11 protein-coding genes, 8 pseudogenes and 1 riboswitch are annotated in these 19080 nt (G+C 65.8%); of the genes and pseudogenes, 9 read left to right on the plus strand and 10 right to left on the minus strand.

Annotated elements, in window-relative coordinates; all coding sequences use genetic code 11:
• Positions 1-44 precede the first annotated feature (44 nt).
• Positions 45-1814 (plus strand): phospholipase D-like domain-containing protein, encoded by a 1770-nt coding sequence (locus OWR21_RS11765; protein ID WP_332395340.1) that lies wholly within the window; start codon positions 45-47, stop codon positions 1812-1814.
• Between the two features lie 27 nt (positions 1815-1841).
• Here OWR21_RS11765 and OWR21_RS11770 read toward each other — a convergent pair whose 3' ends face one another.
• On the minus strand, positions 1842-3335 hold the full coding sequence (locus tag OWR21_RS11770; protein ID WP_316898560.1) for an acyl-CoA synthetase: 1494 nt from the start codon (positions 3333-3335) through the stop codon (positions 1842-1844).
• Between the two features lie 267 nt (positions 3336-3602).
• Positions 3603-3680: riboswitch (Fluoride riboswitch) on the plus strand.
• 77 nt (positions 3681-3757) lie between these two features.
• Here OWR21_RS11770 and OWR21_RS11775 point away from each other — a divergent pair.
• A complete protein-coding gene (locus OWR21_RS11775; protein ID WP_332395341.1) occupies positions 3758-5038 on the plus strand; it encodes a voltage-gated chloride channel family protein in 1281 nt (426 codons plus the stop codon).
• Between the two features lie 21 nt (positions 5039-5059).
• Here OWR21_RS11775 and OWR21_RS11780 read toward each other — a convergent pair whose 3' ends face one another.
• Positions 5060-5788, minus strand: coding sequence for an IclR family transcriptional regulator (locus OWR21_RS11780; RefSeq protein WP_332395342.1), 729 nt, complete (start codon positions 5786-5788; stop codon positions 5060-5062).
• 169 nt (positions 5789-5957) lie between these two features.
• Here OWR21_RS11780 and OWR21_RS11785 point away from each other — a divergent pair.
• The 7 pseudogenes from OWR21_RS11785 to OWR21_RS11815 all read left to right on the plus strand — a co-directional run bounded on the left by OWR21_RS11785 (position 5958) and on the right by OWR21_RS11815 (position 13854).
• A pseudogene (locus OWR21_RS11785) lies at positions 5958-6655 on the plus strand (RraA family protein).
• Positions 6655-7604: pseudogene (locus OWR21_RS11790) on the plus strand (NAD(P)-dependent oxidoreductase). The pseudogenes OWR21_RS11785 and OWR21_RS11790 overlap by 1 nt, the downstream one beginning before the upstream one ends.
• Before the next feature lie 5 nt (positions 7605-7609).
• A pseudogene (locus OWR21_RS11795) lies at positions 7610-8559 on the plus strand (SMP-30/gluconolactonase/LRE family protein).
• A 56-nt stretch (positions 8560-8615) separates the two neighbouring features.
• Positions 8616-9983: pseudogene (locus OWR21_RS11800) on the plus strand (MFS transporter).
• 76 nt (positions 9984-10059) lie between these two features.
• Positions 10060-11383 (plus strand): annotated as a pseudogene (locus tag OWR21_RS11805) (MFS transporter).
• Positions 11384-11385: 2 nt separating this feature from the next.
• Positions 11386-12314 (plus strand): annotated as a pseudogene (locus OWR21_RS11810) (amidohydrolase family protein).
• A 236-nt stretch (positions 12315-12550) separates the two neighbouring features.
• A pseudogene (locus OWR21_RS11815) lies at positions 12551-13854 on the plus strand (O-acetylhomoserine aminocarboxypropyltransferase/cysteine synthase family protein).
• Positions 13855-13875: 21 nt separating this feature from the next.
• Here the strand turns inward: OWR21_RS11815 and OWR21_RS11820 are convergent.
• From OWR21_RS11820 to OWR21_RS11855, 8 genes and pseudogenes are all read right to left on the minus strand, one after another.
• On the minus strand, positions 13876-15252 hold the full coding sequence (locus tag OWR21_RS11820) for an amino acid permease (protein ID WP_332395349.1): 1377 nt from the start codon (positions 15250-15252) through the stop codon (positions 13876-13878).
• A gap of 601 nt (positions 15253-15853) precedes the next feature.
• On the minus strand, positions 15854-16036 hold the full coding sequence (locus tag OWR21_RS11825) for a hypothetical protein (protein ID WP_332395343.1): 183 nt from the start codon (positions 16034-16036) through the stop codon (positions 15854-15856).
• Positions 16033-16581 (minus strand): hypothetical protein, encoded by a 549-nt coding sequence (locus OWR21_RS11830; RefSeq protein WP_332395344.1) that lies wholly within the window; start codon positions 16579-16581, stop codon positions 16033-16035. The genes OWR21_RS11825 and OWR21_RS11830 overlap by 4 nt, the downstream gene beginning before the upstream one ends.
• Positions 16581-16898: a hypothetical protein gene (locus OWR21_RS11835; RefSeq protein ID WP_332395345.1), complete on the minus strand. Its 318-nt coding sequence runs from the start codon at positions 16896-16898 to the stop codon at positions 16581-16583. The genes OWR21_RS11830 and OWR21_RS11835 overlap by 1 nt, the downstream gene beginning before the upstream one ends.
• Positions 16895-17389 carry a S8 family serine peptidase gene (locus OWR21_RS11840; protein WP_332395346.1) on the minus strand — a complete coding sequence of 165 codons (495 nt, stop codon included), beginning with the start codon at positions 17387-17389 and terminating at the stop codon, positions 16895-16897. Before OWR21_RS11840 ends, OWR21_RS11835 begins: the two co-directional genes overlap by 4 nt.
• Positions 17386-17622: a hypothetical protein gene (locus tag OWR21_RS11845; protein ID WP_332395347.1), complete on the minus strand. Its 237-nt coding sequence runs from the start codon at positions 17620-17622 to the stop codon at positions 17386-17388. Before OWR21_RS11845 ends, OWR21_RS11840 begins: the two co-directional genes overlap by 4 nt.
• A gap of 278 nt (positions 17623-17900) precedes the next feature.
• Complete coding sequence (locus OWR21_RS11850; RefSeq protein ID WP_332395348.1) at positions 17901-18311, minus strand: hypothetical protein; 411 nt, start codon at positions 18309-18311, stop codon at positions 17901-17903.
• A gap of 254 nt (positions 18312-18565) precedes the next feature.
• Positions 18566-19003: pseudogene (locus tag OWR21_RS11855) on the minus strand (helix-turn-helix domain-containing protein); the annotation flags it as partial.
• Between the last annotated feature and the right edge of the window lie 77 nt (positions 19004-19080).

The raw sequence follows: 19080 nt of genomic DNA on the forward strand, positions 1-19080 counted from the left end.
GCGGTGCTAACTGGACGGATGTTTTGCCACCCCAGGAGGCTCCCATGGCGACATCCGTCGATTCATTCCAGGTGAAGGTGTATCAGGGTGACAGCGCCGTGCTGTTCGCCTTTGATGTGGCCGATGCCGATCGCGCCGATCTGGCCGGTTTTGCCATCCAGTGCACGCCGCAGGGCGGGGCGCCTTACTGGGTGCCCAACCGGCTCACCTTCGACACGCCCATCCACGCAGATGCGCCGTTGAAGGCTGGCAACTATGCCGATTCCGTCGACGCGCCGTTTCAGTCGTTCCACTGGGTCCACTTTCCGCCGCATGCCGCCGCGCACCTGACTTACACGGTGCACGCGCGCTACTTTGTGTCGACGCACCCTGTGCAACTGGAGACGCGCGCCAAGCGCACCGCCACCGTCACGCTGCAGCAGCCGATGAGCGATTGGGCCACCGTGGGCATGGTGCGCGGGTATGTGTCGTCGCAGGCGTTCATCGATCACTACGGCGGCAACACGGCGCTGGCGCCGGACAAGCGCGCGCAGACAAAATCGCCGCTGCTGTATGACACGCAGCCGTATCAGAACAAGTACGCCTACCTGGGCGCCACGGGCCGCCGTCTCATCATCGATCTGCTGAACCACTGCCACGCGTCCGAGGGTTACGGCATCGACGTGCTGGCCTATGACCTGGATGAGCCTGACATCATCCGTGCGATTGCGTGGCTTGCGCAGAACGGTCGCAAGGTCCGCGTGATTCAGGACAACTACGTCGGCAACGGCGCCAGCCCGACGGGCCACGGCACCGACAACGCGTTTGAGACGCAAGCGACTGACTACTTCAGGCAAGCCGGCGCGGATGTCCGCCGCACGCACTTGGCGCGGTTCCAGCACCACAAGGCCATCTTGCTGCGTGATGCGGCCGGCAAGCCGGTGCGCGTGCTGGCCGGTTCTGCCAACTTCTCGCTGCGCGGCTTGTATGTGCAGGCCAACAGCGTGCTCGTGTTCGAGCAAGACGCCGCGCAGCTGTATGCGCAGGTATTCGAGCGTCTGTGGGGATGGATCGGCCAATACGGCGAAGACGCTGCCGGCAGCCGCAAGGTGGCCGCAGCCTTCCGCGCCGATGCGCTGGCGGCCAGCTGGCAGGCGGTGCCGCAAGGCAGCACGCCGCGTGCGCGCTTCGGCTTCTCGCCGCATCAGACCGATGCGTTGCTGACGGAGGCGGCTGACCGCGTGAAGGGCGCGCTGTCGTCCGTGCTGTTTGCGGTGATGGCCACCGATGGCGGCGGCGAGATGCTGACCACGCTCGAACAGGTGGTGCCGCACAAGGCTGGGCTGCTCTCGCTGGGCGTGATCGACAAGCAGGGTGGTGTCGACGCCTTTGCGCCGGGCCGCGATGTACCGTCGCAAACCGTGTCGTTCGCGTATTTGAAGGACGACGCGCCTGCGCCGTTCAAGCAGGAAGTGGATGCCGGCGCCGGCCAGCACATCCACCACAAGTTTGTCGTATGCGATTTCAATGGCGATGAGCCGGTGGTGTTCTGCGGCTCGTCCAACCTGTCAAAGGGCGGCGAAGAGCAGAACGGCGACAGCCTGATCGCCATCTACGACCCGGCCATCGTCACGGCCTATGCGATCGAGGCCATCCGGCTGTTCGACCACTACCGCTTCCGCGCGGGGGAGTCGAAGGCCACGGCCGACAAGCCGCTGGTGTTGAAGCCGACCGGCGCGTGGGCCGACCCGTACTACGATCCGCAAAACATCAAGTTCACGGAGCGCACGCTGTTCGCCAAGTCGGGCACAGCGCAGGAGGCGGTGGTCGCGTGACCGATGCCGGCGGCGGTGCGTGCAGCCTTAAACGCGTCGCTGCCGGTCGCCCCACCACGCATCGCGCAGCCGGCGCTTGGCGATCTTTCCGTTGTCGTCGCGCGGCAGTGCTGTGGTGAATTCAATCTGGCGCGGGATCTTGAAGCCGGCAATCTGACCGCGCAGCCATTCGATCACGGCCTCTGCCTGCAGGTCTTCGCGCTCGGTCTGCACCACCGCGACGAGGCGCTCGCCGTATTCGTCGTCGGGTACGCCAAAGACGGCGCAGTCGACCACATCGGGGTGGCGCAGCAGCGCGTGTTCGATCTCGGCCGGGTAGATGTTCACGCCGCCCGAGATGACCATGTCTGATGCGCGGTCGCATACGTACAAGTAGCCGTCCGCATCGAGGTAGCCCATGTCGCCGAGCGTGACGAGGCCATCGCGCTCGGCCTTGCGGCGTGCCTCGTCATTGCCGCGATAGGTGAAATCGGGGTAGGCGGGCTGGTGGCTGTAGATCAGACCGATCTCGCCCGTGTCGCACGGCGTGCCGTCTTCACGCAGGATGCGCACGCGCGCGTCGCACACCGGGCGGCCGGCGCTCCCTGGGCGGGCGGCTGCGTCGCGCGGGTCCATCACCGTGATCATGCCGGTCTCGCTCGACGCATAGGTTTCATAGATGACGGGGCCGAGCCAGTCGATCATCCTGCGCTTGATCTCGGGCGCGCACGGTGCGCCGGTGGACGCCACAAAGCGCAGCGAGGACAGGTCGTAGCGGCTGCGTTCTTCGTCTGTCAACTTGAGCAGGCGCACATACATGATCGGCACGAGGTAGACGGTGTCGATGCGGTAGCGCTCGATCTGCTCGAGCACGCGGAGCGCATCAAAGCGCGCGTTCACCACCAGCAGCTCCGCCATCTGCGCGGCCTGCTGTGCGAAGAGACTCGGCGCGCTGTGATAGAGCGGCGCCGGCACCAGCGCGCGGCAGCCCGGCACGATACCGAACGTGGCCGCCACCACGGCACGTGCCTTCTGCAGATGCGCGTCGAGCTGGTCGAGCGGCACGGCCTGGCGCACCACGCCCTTGGGCCGGCCCGTGGTGCCTGAGGTATAGGCCATGTGCCCGCGCGGCGATACCAGCGGCCCGTCGTATGGCGTCTGCAGCGCCAGCCAGTTGGCATAGCCGTCGGCACGGTCGGTGCCTTCGGCGTCCACGCGCAGCAGCTGCACGTGGGCCGGCAGCAGCGGTTCCACCGCGTCGACGAGGTCGCGATGGCCGATCAATACCTTGGCGCCAGAATCGCGCACGAGAAACTCCACCTCGGCCGGCGTGAAGTGCCAGTTGATCGGGCAGAAGTAGCACCCCGCGATGCGGCAGGCGTGCATCACGTCGATGTAGGCCGGTGCATTGCGCAGCAACACGCCGATCACGTCGCCCTCCTGCACGCCCATGCGGCGCAGACCGCCGGCAAGGGCGGCGCCGCGGGAGAGCAGCGTATCGGCATCGGTGGGGCGATCATCGAAGATCAGGTGGGCGGTCATGCGTGTCTCCTGCGCGGGGTCTCTGGTGGGCGGCTGCTGAATCCATGCAGCATGCCGGATCGAGCCGTATTGAACAATCCACGGTGAATTGCGCACACTGGTGAATGTCATTGGACAACGCACCGCTTGGCAGGGGAGCCAGCCACCGGAATGCTGCGGCACGCCGGAGGCCGAAAAGACCGTCCGGTGTGATGGCAGGGCGGGCTTTTTGCGGGTGGTGCGCGATTGTGCCCGGTTGTGACCACGACGGCCTTCAGGCACAATGCGCAACCCTGTGGAGATGGCATGCCTCCCTTAACCGCCGGCCTGCGGATGACGCGTCCGGCTGATGATGCCTACAAGTTCCTGGACGAAGGAAGTTGTAGGCACACGCCCAAACGACGTTCTGTCGCTCAGGTTTGAGTTCTTCGAATCTGGTCATCATGAAGAAAATGGTTACACGCTCCGAGCCGCTGCTCATGTTCGGGTATCTGCTGCGCTGGCTCTCATTGGGCGCGCTTGTCGGCATGCTGGCGGGCTTGGGCTCCGCGGTATTGCTGCTGGCGCTGGACTGGGCCACCGACACGCGCACCGCCCATCCTTGGCTGCTGTGGTTCCTGCCCGTGGCGGGCCTTGCCGTCGGCTTGCTCTATCACTACACCGGGCGCTCGGTGGAAGGGGGCAACAACCTGCTGATCGACGAGATTCACGACCCGAAGCGCGTCGTGCCCAAGCGCATGGCGCCGCTCATCCTGCTGGGCACCGTTGTCACGCATATTTTTGGTGGGTCGGCGGGGCGTGAGGGCACGGCCGTCCAGATGGGCGGCAGCTTTGCGGACTACCTGACGCGGTTGTTCTCGCTGGTCCCGGCGGACCGGCGCATCTTGCTGATGGCGGGCATCAGTGCGGGTTTCGCGTCGGTGTTCGGCACGCCGCTGGCCGGCGCCGTGTTCGGGCTGGAGGTGCTCGCGATCGGCCGTCTGCGCTATGACGCGATCCTGCCGTGCTTCATCGCGGCCATCGTGGGCGACCTCGTGCCGCCGTTGCTGGGCGTGCACCACACGCCATATGCGATTCCGTTTGTGCCGCATCTCACGCCCATCGCGATCGGCCTGGTCGTGGTGGCGGGCATTGTCTTCGGCTTGGCGGGCATGACGTTCGCGGCGCTCACGCACCGGCTCAGCCGCGTGTTGAAGCATCACATCGCCTTCGGGCCGCTGCGTCCGGTGTTGGGCGGCAGCGTCGTCGTGGCCGCCGCCATGGCACTCGGGACGGACAAATACCTCGGTCTCGGCATTCCCGTCATCGTGGATGCGTTCCACACTCCGCTGCCGGCGTACGACTTTGCCGGCAAGGCGGCTTTCACCATCGTGACGCTGGCGTCCGGTTTCAAGGGCGGCGAGGTCACGCCGCTGTTCTACATCGGCGCCACATTGGGCAATGCGTTGGGTTACGTGTTGCCGCTGCCGTTCCCGCTGCTGGCGGGCCTCGGGTTTGTTGCCGTGTTTGCGGGCGCCGCCAATACGCCCATTGCGTCGACCTTGATGGCGATGGAACTCTTCGGCCCCGAAGTCGGCACGTTTGCCGGCATTGCCTGCGTGGTCAGCTATCTCTTCTCAGGCCACACCGGCATCTATCATGCGCAGCGCATCGGCCATGCGAAGCGCCCTACCGAAGCTGCGCCGGCAGGGCAGGTTCCGGCGGAGTCAGCCGAGCGCCGTTAGCACTGAGATGGGCGCTCGCATTCAGGCAGCGCCTTCACATCGAACGCCGTAGAAGCGTTCGCACAACGCCGCACTTGCGCCGAGTTTGCGCGACAGCTCGGACGCCGCCTGCAACTGCTTCGTGACGACCTCCCCAGAGGTGCGCGCCGCTTCCAGCCGTGAAGCTGCGCCTGACAGCGTCAGCGCGGCCATGAACTTGTCGCCGGAACCGAAGATGGGCGTGGCGAACGCCGCCGTGTGCTGGTCGCGCGCGCCAGAGGTGAACAGCGGTAATTCGGGGGTGCCGTCATACAGCGCTTCACCCAGCCCCCAATAACGCAGCACGTGGCTGATGGCCGTGTCGTCCAGCGGCAGCGACGTGCCGGGCAGGCGGGTCTCGCGCAGGCCTTCGGACGGCTCGGCGCGGAACAGGCACAGCCGCCGGCCGTGATCGACGACGTAGTACGATGCGCTCTCTCGCGTGGCCGCCGCCAGCGCATGCAGCACCGGCTCCACCACGGAAGACAAGTGGAACGACTGCTCGTAGAGCTTGCCGAGATACAGCAGGCGCGGCCCGAGCGAGTACGCACCGGACTCGGAGCGGGTGACATAACTCATGCGCTCCAGCGAGTTCATCAGCCGATACACCGTGGTCTTGTGCATGCCCGATGCTTGCGCCAAGGCCGCGAGTGACAGGGCCTCCGCCCCCGGCTTGAAGCAATCCAGCAAGGCCAGCGCCTTTTCTACTGCGGCAACGCCGTCATTTCCCATTTTCCGACTCCCCGAACTTCGAACGGTGCTATTGTACTGTGTACAACGCTGTTGTATCTAGCGGAAGGGTAAACGCTAGTGGATCGCCCCGCTTGCCGTCGCTATAGTGATTTCACTGAGTACACCACAGTTTTACACAGTAAAACATCAAAGTCTGAGGCAGGTTTTCATGAGTACCCTTTCACACAACACTTCCGCCATCGTTCGCGACATCGAACGCGTTTCGCCCGCGCTGGTCGAGGCGGCTGCCCGCTTCCAGGCGGCCATCCTGGCTGACGTTGCCGGCCGCCGCGGCACCTTGAACTGTCGCGTCAACCGCTCGCGCCGACCATGAAAGTGGCCGGGCCGGCCGTTACGGTGGAGGTGCGCCCCGGTGACAATCTCGCCATCCATGCCGCCCTGGCAGTCGCCAAGCCCGGCGATGTGATCGTGGTGGACGGCAAGGGCGACCAGAGTTGCGCGCTCATCGGCGAGATCATGGCCACGCAGGCGCAGACAACGGGCATCGCCGGGTTTGTCATCGATGGCGCGGTGCGCGATTCGCACGAGCTGGCGCACGGCACGTTCCCGGTTTTCTCTGCCGGCTTGAACCCGTGCGGGCCCACCAAGAGCGTGGCCGGCCGCGTGAACCTCCCCGTGTCCGCCGCCGGCGCAACGGTGCACCCCGGTGACTTGGTGGTGGGCGACGCAGATGGCGTGGTCGTGATCCCGCGTGCCGATGTCGAGCGCATTCTCGTGCTCGCACAGAAAAAGGTGGACGCCGAAGCGGCCCGCATTGCGGCGATCCGCAAGGGCGATACGCGCCCCGGCTGGCTCGAGAAAGAACTGCGCGCGGCGGGCATGCTGGCCGAAGGCGAGGCACTGTAATGAGCACGACTGCAACCAAGCCCGTCCTGCTCGTCACGGCAGCTGACCTGGCGCCGCAAGCAATGGAGATGCTGGGCGATTTCGAAGTCGTGTTTGCCGGCAAGCAGCCCACCGAAGACGACATCGTCGCGCTCTGCGCACGGCACAAGCCGGTGGCGATCATCGTGCGCTACGGCAAGGTCAACGCCCGCATCATGGATGCCGCCGCCGGCAACCTGCAGGTGATCTCAAAGCACGGCAGCGGTATCGACGTCATCGATCAGGATGCTGCCGCGGCGCGTGGCATCGCGGTGCGCGCTGCAGTGGGGGCCAATGCCGCGGCCGTGGCCGAACATGCGTGGGCGCTGATTCTGGCGTGTGCCAAGTCTGTCCCGCACCTCGACGCGCGCATGCGTGCAGGGCATGGGACAAGGCGACGCACAAGTCGGTCGAACTGGATGGCCGCACGCTGGGCGTGGTCGGCCTGGGCGCGATCGGCCGCCGGGCTGCCACGATCGGGCTGGCGTTCGGTATGAATGTCATCGCCTTCGACCCGTACGCCAAGGAGACGCCGGCAGGCGTCAAGCTGGTGAGCCTTGGCGAGTTGTACGCGCAGTCCGATGTGGTGTCGCTGCACTGCCCGTTGACCGCCCAGAACCGCAAGATGCTGAACCGCGACGCGTTCAACTGCTTCAAGCCCGGCGCGATCCTGGTCAACACGGCGCGCGGTGGCCTCATTGACGAAGCCGCGCTGGTGGAAGCGCTGGCCACTGGCCAACTCCGTGCAGCAGGGCTCGACAGCTTCGGTGTGGAGCCGATGACGGTGCCGCATCCGTTCCAGGGTATTGCGAACATCATTCTGTCGCCGCACGTCGGCGGCGTGAGCGACGCGGCCTACGTGAACATGGGCAAGGGCGCGGCGGCCAATGTGCTCGCAGTGATCGAGGAACGTGCCCGCACGGCGGCGTGATGTCCATGTTTTTGCTCTCGCCACCGGCGGTGCGTGAAGCCGAAGTCTTCACGCGCATGCCTGCCAGGTTTCGCAAGCCCGATGTCCAGACGGAATGGGCGCGCGCCAATCGCGGCGGGCAAGCCACCGACTCGTTTCTGGAAGGACCGGTGTGGTGTCCGGACGGCCGCGGCCACGGTCATCTGTATGTGACGGACATCCCGCATGGCCGCGTTTTCCGCATCTCGATGGCGGGCGATTGGGAACTGGTGACCGAATACGACGGCGAGCCCAACGGCATGAAGTTCGTCGACGATGCGCATTTGCTCATCACCGACTACCGCAACGGGCTGATGCTGCTCGACATCAAGCGTGGCGAAGTCACGCCGTATCTTGAACGCCGCAACTCCGAGCGCTTCAAGGGCGTGAACGACCTGACGTTCGACTCGCGCGGCAACCTGTACTTCACCGACCAGGGGCAGACGGGGCTGCAAGACCCGACGGGGCGCGTCTATCGCCTCTCGCCGGAAGGCCGGCTCGACATGCTGCTCGGCAACTGCCCCAGCCCCAACGGGCTTGTGCTGTCGCCCGACGAGAAGGTGCTCTACGTCGCCATGACGCGCGGCAACTGCGTGTGGCGTGTGCCCTTACAGGCCGATGGCTCCGTCAGCAAGGTCGGCCAGTTCTTCACGTCGTACGGCCCGAGCGGCCCGGATGGATTGACGATCGACACGGCGGGGCGGCTGTTCGTGGCCAACCCCGGACTCGGCTGCGCATGGGTGCTGAACCACGTGCGGAGCCGGACATGGTCTTGACCAGCCCCGAAGGTGCATCGCTCACGAACCTGTGCTTCGGTGGCCCGGAAATGAAGACGCTCTTCATGACCGAATCGGTGTCCGGCACGGTGCTCAAGACCGAGATGGACATCGCCGGCCCGCTGCCGCATCGGGCAAAGCAGACAAAAGCCACGACCTAGCCCCAGCTCATCGATACCCGACCCTGAGCGCTCACAGAAGCGCGATGGAGGAGACCATGCAAATGTCCCAGACCTTGAGTGCCACCACGCCAGCGCATGGCGCGGATGTGCGCCCCGCCACCACGCTGCCCGATGCGGATTACCAGGCGAGCGAACGCACGCTGGCCAAGGCGTTCCGCCGCATCCTGCCGTTCATCTTCGCGTGCTATGTGATCAGCTATCTTGATCGCACCAACGTGGGGTTTGCCGCGCTCACCATGAACAAGGACATTGGCCTGACGGCCGAACAGTTCGGGTTCGGGGCGGGGCTGTTCTTCATCGGGTATTTCCTGTTCGAGATCCCGAGCAACCTCATCATGCAGAAGGTGGGCGCGCGCATCTGGATCGCGCGGATCATGATTACGTGGGGCATCTTCTCGATGGCCACGGCGTTTGTGGTCGGGCCCAAGAGTTTTGCGGCGGCGCGCTTTCTGCTGGGTCTTGCCGAAGCAGGCTTCACGCCGGGCATCTACCTCTACTTCACGCACTGGTTTCCGGGCAAGTGGCGCGCCAAGGTAACGGCGGCCTTCCTGGTGGGCATTCCGGTGGCGAACATGATCGGCTCACCCATTTCCGGCGCGCTGCTCGAACTCGGCGGCTGCATGGGCTGCGCAGCTGGCAATGGCTGTTGCTGATCGAAGGGCTGCCGGCCGTGCTGCTGGGCATCGCGTGCCTGTTCGTGCTGGCGGATCGGCCGGAAAAGGCGACATGGCTCACCGGCGATGAGAAGGCCGTACTCGCACGCCGGCTGGCGCTGGAGCAACGCGACATCGCCAGCAAGCACGGCGCGACCCTGCGCGATGCCATGACCAACTGGCGCGTCTTCGTGCTGGCGTTCATCAACTTCTGCGGCATCGTCGGCTCCATCGGCGTGGGCCTCTGGATGCCGCAGATCATCAAGCAGTTTGGCGTCGAGCACACCGTGGTCGGCTGGCTGACGACCATCCCGTATGCGCTGGGTGCGGTGGTCATGCTGTGGTGGGCCCGCACGGCGAACCGCGCGCAGAACCGCGTTCCGTATGGCTGCCGCGCTGGTGGTTGCAGCGGTGGCGCTGGCGGCCAGCACGGCCTTGGATGCACCGGCGCTCAAGCTCGCGGCGCTGTGCGTGACGGTGAGCGGCATCCTGGCGTTCCAGGCCACGTTCTGGGCGATTCCATCCACCTTCCTTACGGGGCGTGCGGCCGCGGGCGGCCTGGCGCTGATCGTTTCCGTCGGCAACCTCGGCGGCTTTGTCGGTCCGTCAATGGTCGGTGCCATCAAGCAGTACTCGCAGGGCTTTACGGCGCCGCTGCTAGCGGTGTCGGCTGTGCTCATCATTGGCGCACTGGCCATCGCCTGGCTGGGCGACCCGGGCGCCGATGCCGGTGAAGCCGCAACACGCTGATCGTGCGATCGCAGTACCTTTCTACCTAGACATTCAAACAGCGCCGCACAGCACCCGACGGCGCCAGGAGACACACATGCAAGTGACCGGCGGTACCGGCGTCACCGAGATCGAGCAGCGGACCCTTCGCAAGGTGGTCTGGCGGCTCGTGCCGTTTCTCATGGTCTGCTATCTGCTGGCCTTCATCGACCGCGGCAACGTGGGCATGGCCTCGCTGCAGATGAACCATGACCTCGGGCTGACGGCCCGTGTGTTCGGTTTCGGCAGCAGCCTCTTTTTCGTGTCGTACTTCTTCTTCGAGGTGCCGAGCAACCTGGCGCTGCAACGCTACGGCGCACGCATCTGGATCGCGCGGATCATGATCACGTGGGGGCTGGTCTCGGCCGCCACCGCGCTGGTGAGCGGCCCGGCCTCGTTCTATGCCTTGCGCTTCCTGCTGGGTGCTGCAGAAGCGGGGTTCTTCCCCGGCGTGCTGCTGTACCTCTCGTACTGGATTCCGGCAACGCACCGTGCGCGCATTGTGGCGACGTTCATGGTTGCAATCCCGGCGGCAAGCTTTATCGGTTCGCCCCTCTCCGCTGCGCTGTTGCAGATGGATGGGTTTGCCGGCCTGCGCGGCTGGCATTGGCTGTTCATCCTCGAGGGCATCCCCACGGTGCTGCTGGGCTTTGCCTGCTTGCGCGTGCTGACCAACCGGCCCGAGGAAGCCAAATGGCTGTCGAACGAAGAGCGCCAGTGGCTCACGAATACGTTGGCCGGTGAAGCGCGTGGGCCGAAGAAGGTTGCGCAGATGCCGCTGGCCAAGCTGTTCTGCAATCGCTACGTGCTCTGCCTCGCGCTGGTGGACGTGTGCGCATCGGCCGCCGGCAGCGCTGTCGGTATGGCAGCCGCAGCTTCTCAAATCGTTCGGGTTGACCGTCATGCAGACGGGGCTGCTGAACTCCGTGCCGTATGCCGTGGCATCGGTGCTGATGGTGCTGTGGGGCCGCCGCTCCGACCGCCTGAAGGAGCGCCGCTGGCACACCGCCATTCCCATGCTGCTGATCGGTCTGGGCCTGTTCGGCACGTCGCTCAGCGGGTCGCTCGTGCCGACCATGGTGATGCTGTGCGCGGTGCTGGTCGGGGCCTATTCGTTCAAGGGGCCGTTCTGGGCGCTGGCCTCCGGCATGCTCTCGAACAGCGCAGCCGCTGCGGGGCTTGCCACCATCAACGCGATTGCCAACCTCATCGGCGGCGGCCTGATGGTGAATGTGTACGGCTGGGTCCAGCAAGCCACGGGCAGCTATGCACTGGCGCTGATGCCGTTGGCCGTGCTGACGCTGGTGAGCGTGACGACGCTGCTGCTGTTGAGCCGTTCCACGCCCGAAGCACAGGTGCTGAACAAGACGGAGACCGCCTGACCATGCGCGCCCTCAACAGAAGGCAGTTCCTGCAGATGGCCGGCGCCGGTGCCGTGGCGGCCGCTGTTCCGGGGCTGGCCGACGCAGAAGAGTTGTGGTCCACCGGCAGCGCCCCGCCGACGTTCAAGCTGCCGGCCGGCGCCGTGGATTGCCACATGCACATCTACGATGACCGATTCCCGAGCGCCCCAGGCACCACGCTGCGGCCGCCCAACGCGAGCATCGAGCAGTACCGCAAGGTGCAGGCGCGTCTGGGCGTGCAGCGCAACGTGGTGGTCACGCCGTCGACGTACGGAACGGACAACCGCTGCACGCTGGATGCGCTCAAGCGTTTCGGGCCAAATGCGCGCGGTGTTGCGGTGGTCGATACGTCCGTGACGGACGCCCAGCTTGCGGAAATGCATGCGGCAGGAGTGCGGGCCATCCGCTTCAACCTCAGCTATCCGGGCGCCACCACCGTCGAGATGCTCGCACCGTTGGCGTCACGCATCGGCGTGCTTGGGTGGCACGTCGAACTGGTCGTGCAAGGCGCCAAGTTGCCCGCGCTGGAGCCGCATCTCCTTGCGCTGCCATGTCCGCTTGTCATCGATCACATTGCGCACGTGCCACAGCCGGGCGGCATGCAATCCGACGCCATGCGCACGGCGCAGCGCCTGGTCGACAAGGGCAACACGTGGGTCACGCTGTCTGGTCCTTACGTCGATTCCAGGACGGTGCGCCCGCTTATGCGGATGTCGAACCCGTGGCCAAGGCCTTCATCAACATGGCGCCCGAGCGGATGCTCTGGGGCACCGACTGGCCGCATCCGACCGAGAAGACGCACAAGCCCGACGATGCCGCGCTGGTCGATACGATGGCCGCGTGGATCAGCCGTGCGGATTGGCAGCAGATGATCTTTGTGGCCAATCCGGTAAAGCTTTACGGCTTTTGAGATCAAGAACTCAATGCGAGTCCAGCGAGGTGCTACCCGCGCTCGACGCCCTGGACGTATTTGCCATCCCTGGAGGTGCGAGACACAGCGCTGCGCGCGCTGATCACGCGTAGGCAGACGGGGCGCGGTGAAGGGAGCGTCCAAGAAGGCTGAGCGCATAACCAAAGACAAAACGGTCGTTCCGCCGTCGATGCGCTGCCCATATGCTCGCCGGACCAACCTTCCGGAGACGCACCATGACGCAGCCGTCCTTGAGCACTGCCCCTGCCTGGAAACTCGACACCGTAGCCGTCCACGGCGGCTACAGCGCGGACCCGACCACCCGCGCGGTGGCCGTGCCGATCTACCAGACCGTTGCGTTCGCGTTTGACGACACGCAGCACGGCGCCGACCTGTTCGACCTGAAGGTGCCGGGCAACATCTACTCGCGCATCATGAACCCGACCAACGACGTGCTGGAAAAGCGCATCGCCGCGCTTGAGGGCGGCATCGGGGCGCTTGCGCTGGCGTCGGGGCAGGCGGCCGTCACGTATGCGATCCAGACCATTGCGGAAGCGGGCGACAACATCGTCTCGGCCAGCACGCTGTACGGCGGAACCTACAACCTGTTCGCGCACACGCTGCCGCTGTCGGGCATCACCACGCGGTTTGCCGATCCGCGCGACCCCGCTTCGTTCGAAGCGCTGATCGACGACCGTACCAAGGCGATCTTTGCCGAGACCGTCGGCAACCCGTTGGGCAACATCACCGACATTGCCGCGCTGGCCGAGATCGCGCACCGCCACGGCGTGCCGCTCATCGTCGACAACACGGTGCCGACCCCGTACCTGACGCGGCCCTTCGAACATGGCGCCGACATCGTCGTGCATTCGCCGACGAAGTACCTGGGCGGCCACGGCACGAGCCTGGGCGGCGCGATCGTCGATTCGGGCAAGTTTCCGTGGGCCAAGCACAAGGCGCGCTTCAAGCGGCTGAACGAGCCGGATGTCAGCTACCACGGTGTCGTCTATACGGAAGCGCTGGGCGACGCGGCGTATATCGGCCGCGCCCGCGTGGTGCCGCTGCGCAACACCGGTGCGGCGCTGTCGCCGTTCAACGCGTTCCTGATCCTGCAGGGCATCGAAACGCTGGGCCTGCGCATCGATCGCATCACGCAGAACGCGGCGCACATCGCCCGGCATCTGCGCGGCCACGCCAAGGTGGAGTGGGTCAACCACGCCAGCCTGGACGACCACCCGGACTACGCGCTCGTGCGCAAATACCTCTCGGGCAAGGCGCCGGGGTTGCTACGTTTGGTGTGAAGGGCGGCTTTGCCGCCGGCGCGCGTTTTCAGGATGCGCTGCAGTTGTTCACGCGGCTGGTGAACATTGGCGACGCCAAATCGCTGGCAACGCATCCGGCCTCGACCACGCACCGGCAGCTGTCGGAAGCCGAACTTGCCAAGGCTGGCGTGCGGCAGGAGACGATCCGGTTATCGATTGGCATCGAGCATATCGACGACCTGCTCGCCGATCTGGATCAGGCGCTGGCGCTGGCCTGATGCCGGGGCGCGGTCAGGCATTCACTGCCGGCCGCGCACCCACCGGAACACCACCGCCAGCACAACCAGAAACGGCACACCCACCACCAGCGTCATCCGGAAATCGGGCATCCACGCGGTGCTGGCGATGATGACGGCCATGGCGATCGCGCCAAGCGCAGTCAGCACCGGAAAGCCCCACATGCGAAAGCGCAGTGCGCGGCCTTCGCGCTGCACCGTGCGCCGGAAGCGCGCGTGTGTGACAAAGATGACGAGCCACGTGAACAGCGCACCGAACATCGCCAGCGACATCATCAGCAGGAATGAGTGACCCGGCAGCACCACGCTCAGCACGGCCGCCAATGCCGCACCGGAGCTGGACACCGCCAGCGCGCGCAGCGGCACGCCGCGTTGGCTCACCGCGCCAAGCGCCCTGGGCGCCTGGCCGCCGCGCGCGAGGCTGAACAGCATGCGCGTCGATACATACAGCTGCGCGTTCATCGACGACAGCGCCGCAGTCAGCACAACGAAGTTCATCACGCCCGCACCCCCGGCAATGCCGAGGATTTCCATCACCCGCACGAAGGGGCTCTTGCCCGTGCCGGCCTGCTGCCAAGGCACGACGGCGAGCATCAGCGCGAGCGTGCACAGGTAGAAGAACACCAGCCGGAACAGCGTCGAGCGGAATGCGCTCGTGGCGGCAGCTTCGGGTTCGCGAGCCTCGCCGGCGGCCACGGCAATCAGCTCGATGCCGAAGAAGCTGAAGATGCTGACCACCGCACCGAACCACACGCCATTCCAGCCGTGCGGCAGGAAGCCGCCCGCGCTCACGTAGTTGTGAAAGCCGATCGGGCCGCCGTCAGGTGCGCGATGGATGGCGTAGCTCGCTACCGCCAGAAACGCGACGATGGCCACCACCTTGATCATCGAGCACCAGTATTCGGCCACGCCAAACACGTCGACGCTGCTGGCATTGATCCACACCAGCACGGCCGAGAACCCCACGATCCACACCCACGCCGGCACACCCGGAAACCAGTACGCCATGTACACCGCCACCGCGGTCACTTCGGCGCCGATCACGAAGACGACGGCCGCCCAATACGCATAGCGCACGAGGAAGCCGGCAAGCGGGCTTACGTAGTGCTCGGCATAGGCGCCGAAAGACCCGGTGGTCGGATGCGCGACCACCATTTCCGCCAGGCAGCCCATGAGCAGCAGGGCAATGAATGCGCCGATGGCGTAGCTGGCAATCACGCCCGGGCCGGCCAGTTGAATGGCCGCGCCGCTGCCCAGGAACAAGCCTGTGCCGATCGCGCTGCCGATGGCGATCATGGTGAGTTGCGCGGAAGAGAGGCGGTGCTGCAGGCCGCCTTCGCGTGCGGCCAGCGCTTCGAAGCTGCCGGTAGCCTTGGTCATGGTGTTGTCCTGGCTTGGGAAAAGGCCGGGATGATACGCCTTCCATGCAAAACGCCCCGCGCGGCGGCGGGGCGTCTTGTGCAGCCGGGCGGTGACGCTCAGCGCGCCACGGGCTTGGCGTACTGGATCGGAACATCCACCGCGCCTGCGGCGCGCCTTCCGGAGCTGTGCCCGCGCGTTCACGGCATCCTGAAACGAAGCAAAGCGCAGGGTGCTGATGTTCAGGTGCCCGTAGTACTCCGCCGATACGGGGGTTGCGGGCAGCTGCTCGGCCTGACGCACGCTGTCGACTGACACCTGCGAGACGACCACCTCGTTGCGGCTCTCGCCCACCACGCCGCGTTCATTGACGACCTGCGTGACGGCTGATCCTGTCGCACCCGCCGCCTTGGTTCGCGTGCCGCTGGAGAGCACCTTGAACGACTGCGATTCGATCTGCACCGTTGGCGCGCTCGCGTACTGGGCCAGCTCTTGCGTGCTGAGGTGTTTGCCCACCGTCAGGTCGGCCGCCTGGCACGCCGACGCCATCGAGAGCAGCGCCGCCAGCGCCACGGTCTTCATAAGAGTTGCATTGATCATGTTGAATGGTCTCCGAACGGGCTCACTTGGCAGCAATCACGCGATATTCCACGGCCAGCGGCGTGGTGAGGGTCACGGTGTGGGTGCCGCCCTGGGGCTGGTACGTCGAGCAGGCATTGGTCGGCACGCCGCTTACGGCATAGACCTCCCGTGCCGGCGGCGTTCTCGCCGTAGAGGCGTAGCTGCCCAGGCCGTACTTGTTCACCGTATCGACGCCGTTGTTGTAATAGCCGTTGTACGGCAGGACAACGCCGACACCGTGCCCGACGGCGACTTCACGAAGAAGCCGACACTACCCACACACACCGAGCCTGATACGCGCAGTTGCAGGGCGTCGACCTTGTCGGTGCCCGACACGTTGAACTGGCCGAGCTTCTGCACCGCGCCGTAATTCAGTTGGTTGACGTTGGCAAACGCGGGCGCGAAATCGGGCACCGACAGCGCTGCCGGCTTGTAGGCGGCGGTCGCCTTGGCCATCTTCACGGCGGCCGATGCGTCGACCAGCCCGAAGCCGTACCACGTTGAATACGCATAGCCGGCGGCGTTGGTCTGCCAGCCGTAGTCCAGGCGTGCGGTGGTCGCGCCGTCGGTGAGCGCGGCGCTGGTATCGCCGGTGGCCGCACCGGTGAGCAAGTCGATCCGCGCGTTGCGACCGTTACGGCTGCCGTAGTCGGCGTCGATCTTGCGGGCTGTCGCACGCAGGATCTCGCGCACATCGCGCCACGTCAGGTTCGGGTTGGCGGCCAGCATCAAGCGACCACGCCCGACAGCGTGGGCGTAGCCGCCGACGTGCCGTTCATGCTCGAGTAGTCGCACTTCGCGTTGTCTTTCAGGTTGGTGGCCGTGCCAGCAATCGCAAAGTCGTTGGTGTCGTCCGGATTGGCACGGCTATAGCCGCGTGCGCAGCCGCTGAGGTCGGTGGAGAAAATCTTGGGGCCGCTGCCGGTTTCGCCGTATTTGCCGCCGTCGCCGTATTCGCCGCCCAGGCCGGTGATCCAGTTCACCGATCCGGCGTTGGAGTAGCTCGACTTGATGCCCTGCGCGTTTGCCGCGCCGACCACGATCACCCCGGGCTCAGCGCTTCGGGGTCATTGGCCGGCGTTTCGCAGCCGATCATGCCGGCGCTGGCACCCACGGTCGGGCACGTGCGCGGCGGAACATTGACGCCGTCGTTGATGGACTCATATTCGTTGCCCGATGCCTTGAGCATGACGAGCCCGCGGCCCCCGCAGGTTCGGGAAGGCGCGCACCGCTGCCTGTGTCGAGGTGGACGTGTCGTACTCCAGCGGCGCCTGCGGGTTCGCGCCGTACGACGCGTTGATGATGTGGCCGTTCTTCGACCAGTCCGCGCCGCCGTAGGCTGCGGTCGTGTCGGATTCGCCGCGCCGATAAAGCGCGCCCCGCCCAGCGTCGCGCGCGGCGCGATCCCCATCACACCCTTGCCGTTCTGCGCCGCCGCGATGATGCCGGCCACGTTGGTGCCATGCGCGTCCTTGATGTTCGCGGGAATGTCTGCCGGTGTCGGATCGTTCGAACCATCGTCGAAGTTGTGCGTCATGTCCAGTTGGCATTGGCGAACAGGTCTTCGTTGTGCACGTCGATGCCGTCATCGAGCACGAGCACGTTCACGCCCTGGCCCTTGATGCCGGCCTTGTGTGCGTCTTCCACGTCGATGTCGGTCGTGCCGTTGGCCACCAGGCCGAACGCCGCGAAGAAGCTCGTCGCCTGCGAGCGCCCATTGGTAGGCGTACAGCGGCTCGGTGCTGCCGGTCTGGCAGGCGTACTTGGCATCAACGCCGGTTTCCGCGCACGTGGATGCGGGCGGCGTGTTGCCGCCGGTGTTGCCGCCGTTGCTGGCGGTGTTGCTTCCCGAGTCCCCACCGCCGCACGCGGCCAGCGCCACGGTGGCGAAGAGCGTCAAGGCAAGCGATTTTCCCGTTATGTCTTTCACAAGACCCCCGTTTTTTGTCGTTGTGTGTTGTGCGAGGTGCGGAATGTCCGCACCGCTCCGACCTGTTCGACGAAGAGAGGCACGTCCGGCGTGCCCGCCGCGAGCACATGGGCACTCGTCAGGTCGGGCCGGATGCTCGCACGCACGTCAGCCGGGATTCAACGGAGATGGCCGCTGCGGCTGCGAACCGGTTCGGCCGTCGCGCGAACCTGTCAGCGCGTCTCAGCTCTGGGCGCCGCAAGCAAGGGAGGAGGGAGGGAAACCAGGTGCGGGAAGAGGGTGCCGCGCGCATCAGCGCATCTGCATGACCCAGGTGCGCCAGTCCTTGTGCTGCACGAACGGCATGGCGGCGGCGCGCCCTTCGACGGCCAGCATGCGCGTCTCGCGGGGCGACATCCCCGTCGCGCCGGTACGCACGCGTAAAGTTCGAGGCGTCGGAAAAGCCGTAGGTCTGCGCGATTTCGGCCACCGAACGGTGTGTCTGCGACCGGTTGGCCAGGATCGCGTGGCACTGCCGCAGGCGCTGCATGCGCAGGTAGTTGAAGAAGCCGCCTTCGCGCTCGAACAGCCGGTACAGCGTGGCACGCGGATGCCGAACTGCGCGGCCACGCCTTCGGGCGAAAGCGCCAGGTCCGACAGGTTGTGCTGCACATGCCGGCAGATCGAGGCAAACAGGCTTTCCCTCACGGACGGCGCATTGGCTTCGGTCACCTGGCAGTTGATGGCGGCCGCAGCCAGTTGCAAGGTGCCCGGGATGACGGCCTGTGCCTCGGCATCGCTCAACTTCCCGACCGACTGATAGAGCGAACACAGGTGATCGCGCAGCAGCCCGAGCATCGGGGCGTCGCCGCGCAGCACGCGCATGCTGAGTTCGTCGGGTGCGCGCAGCAGCGGTGCCAGCAGGCGCCGTGGCACGGCCAGGCTCAGGAAGCGGCTGTCGCTCGTGCTGGTGGCCAGCGGCTGGGCTGCGTCGACGATGAAAAGATCGCCCGGGCGTGTGGCACTGTCGCTTGCGCCGTCGCGCTGTCCGCAACTGCCCTCCAGGTAGTACTGGAGCACGTAGACGTCCATGCCGTCGCGCCCGAGCTTGGAGCAGGACCGGTCATAGTGCTGAGCCTGGGCGCTGATCATGCCCACGCCCGTCTCGCCGCACAGATAGGCGTCGACGCTGGCCTGGAAGCCGTGCGACTGCGGTGCGGCGGAGCGCGTGTCGAACAGCACGTTGATGGCATCCCGCCACGCCGCAAATTGATGCTCGCGCGGCAGCGCAGACGTATCGAAGTGGGAGTGCGGAGGTT

The sequence above is a fragment of the Ralstonia sp. 1B3 genome, assembly GCF_036631435.1.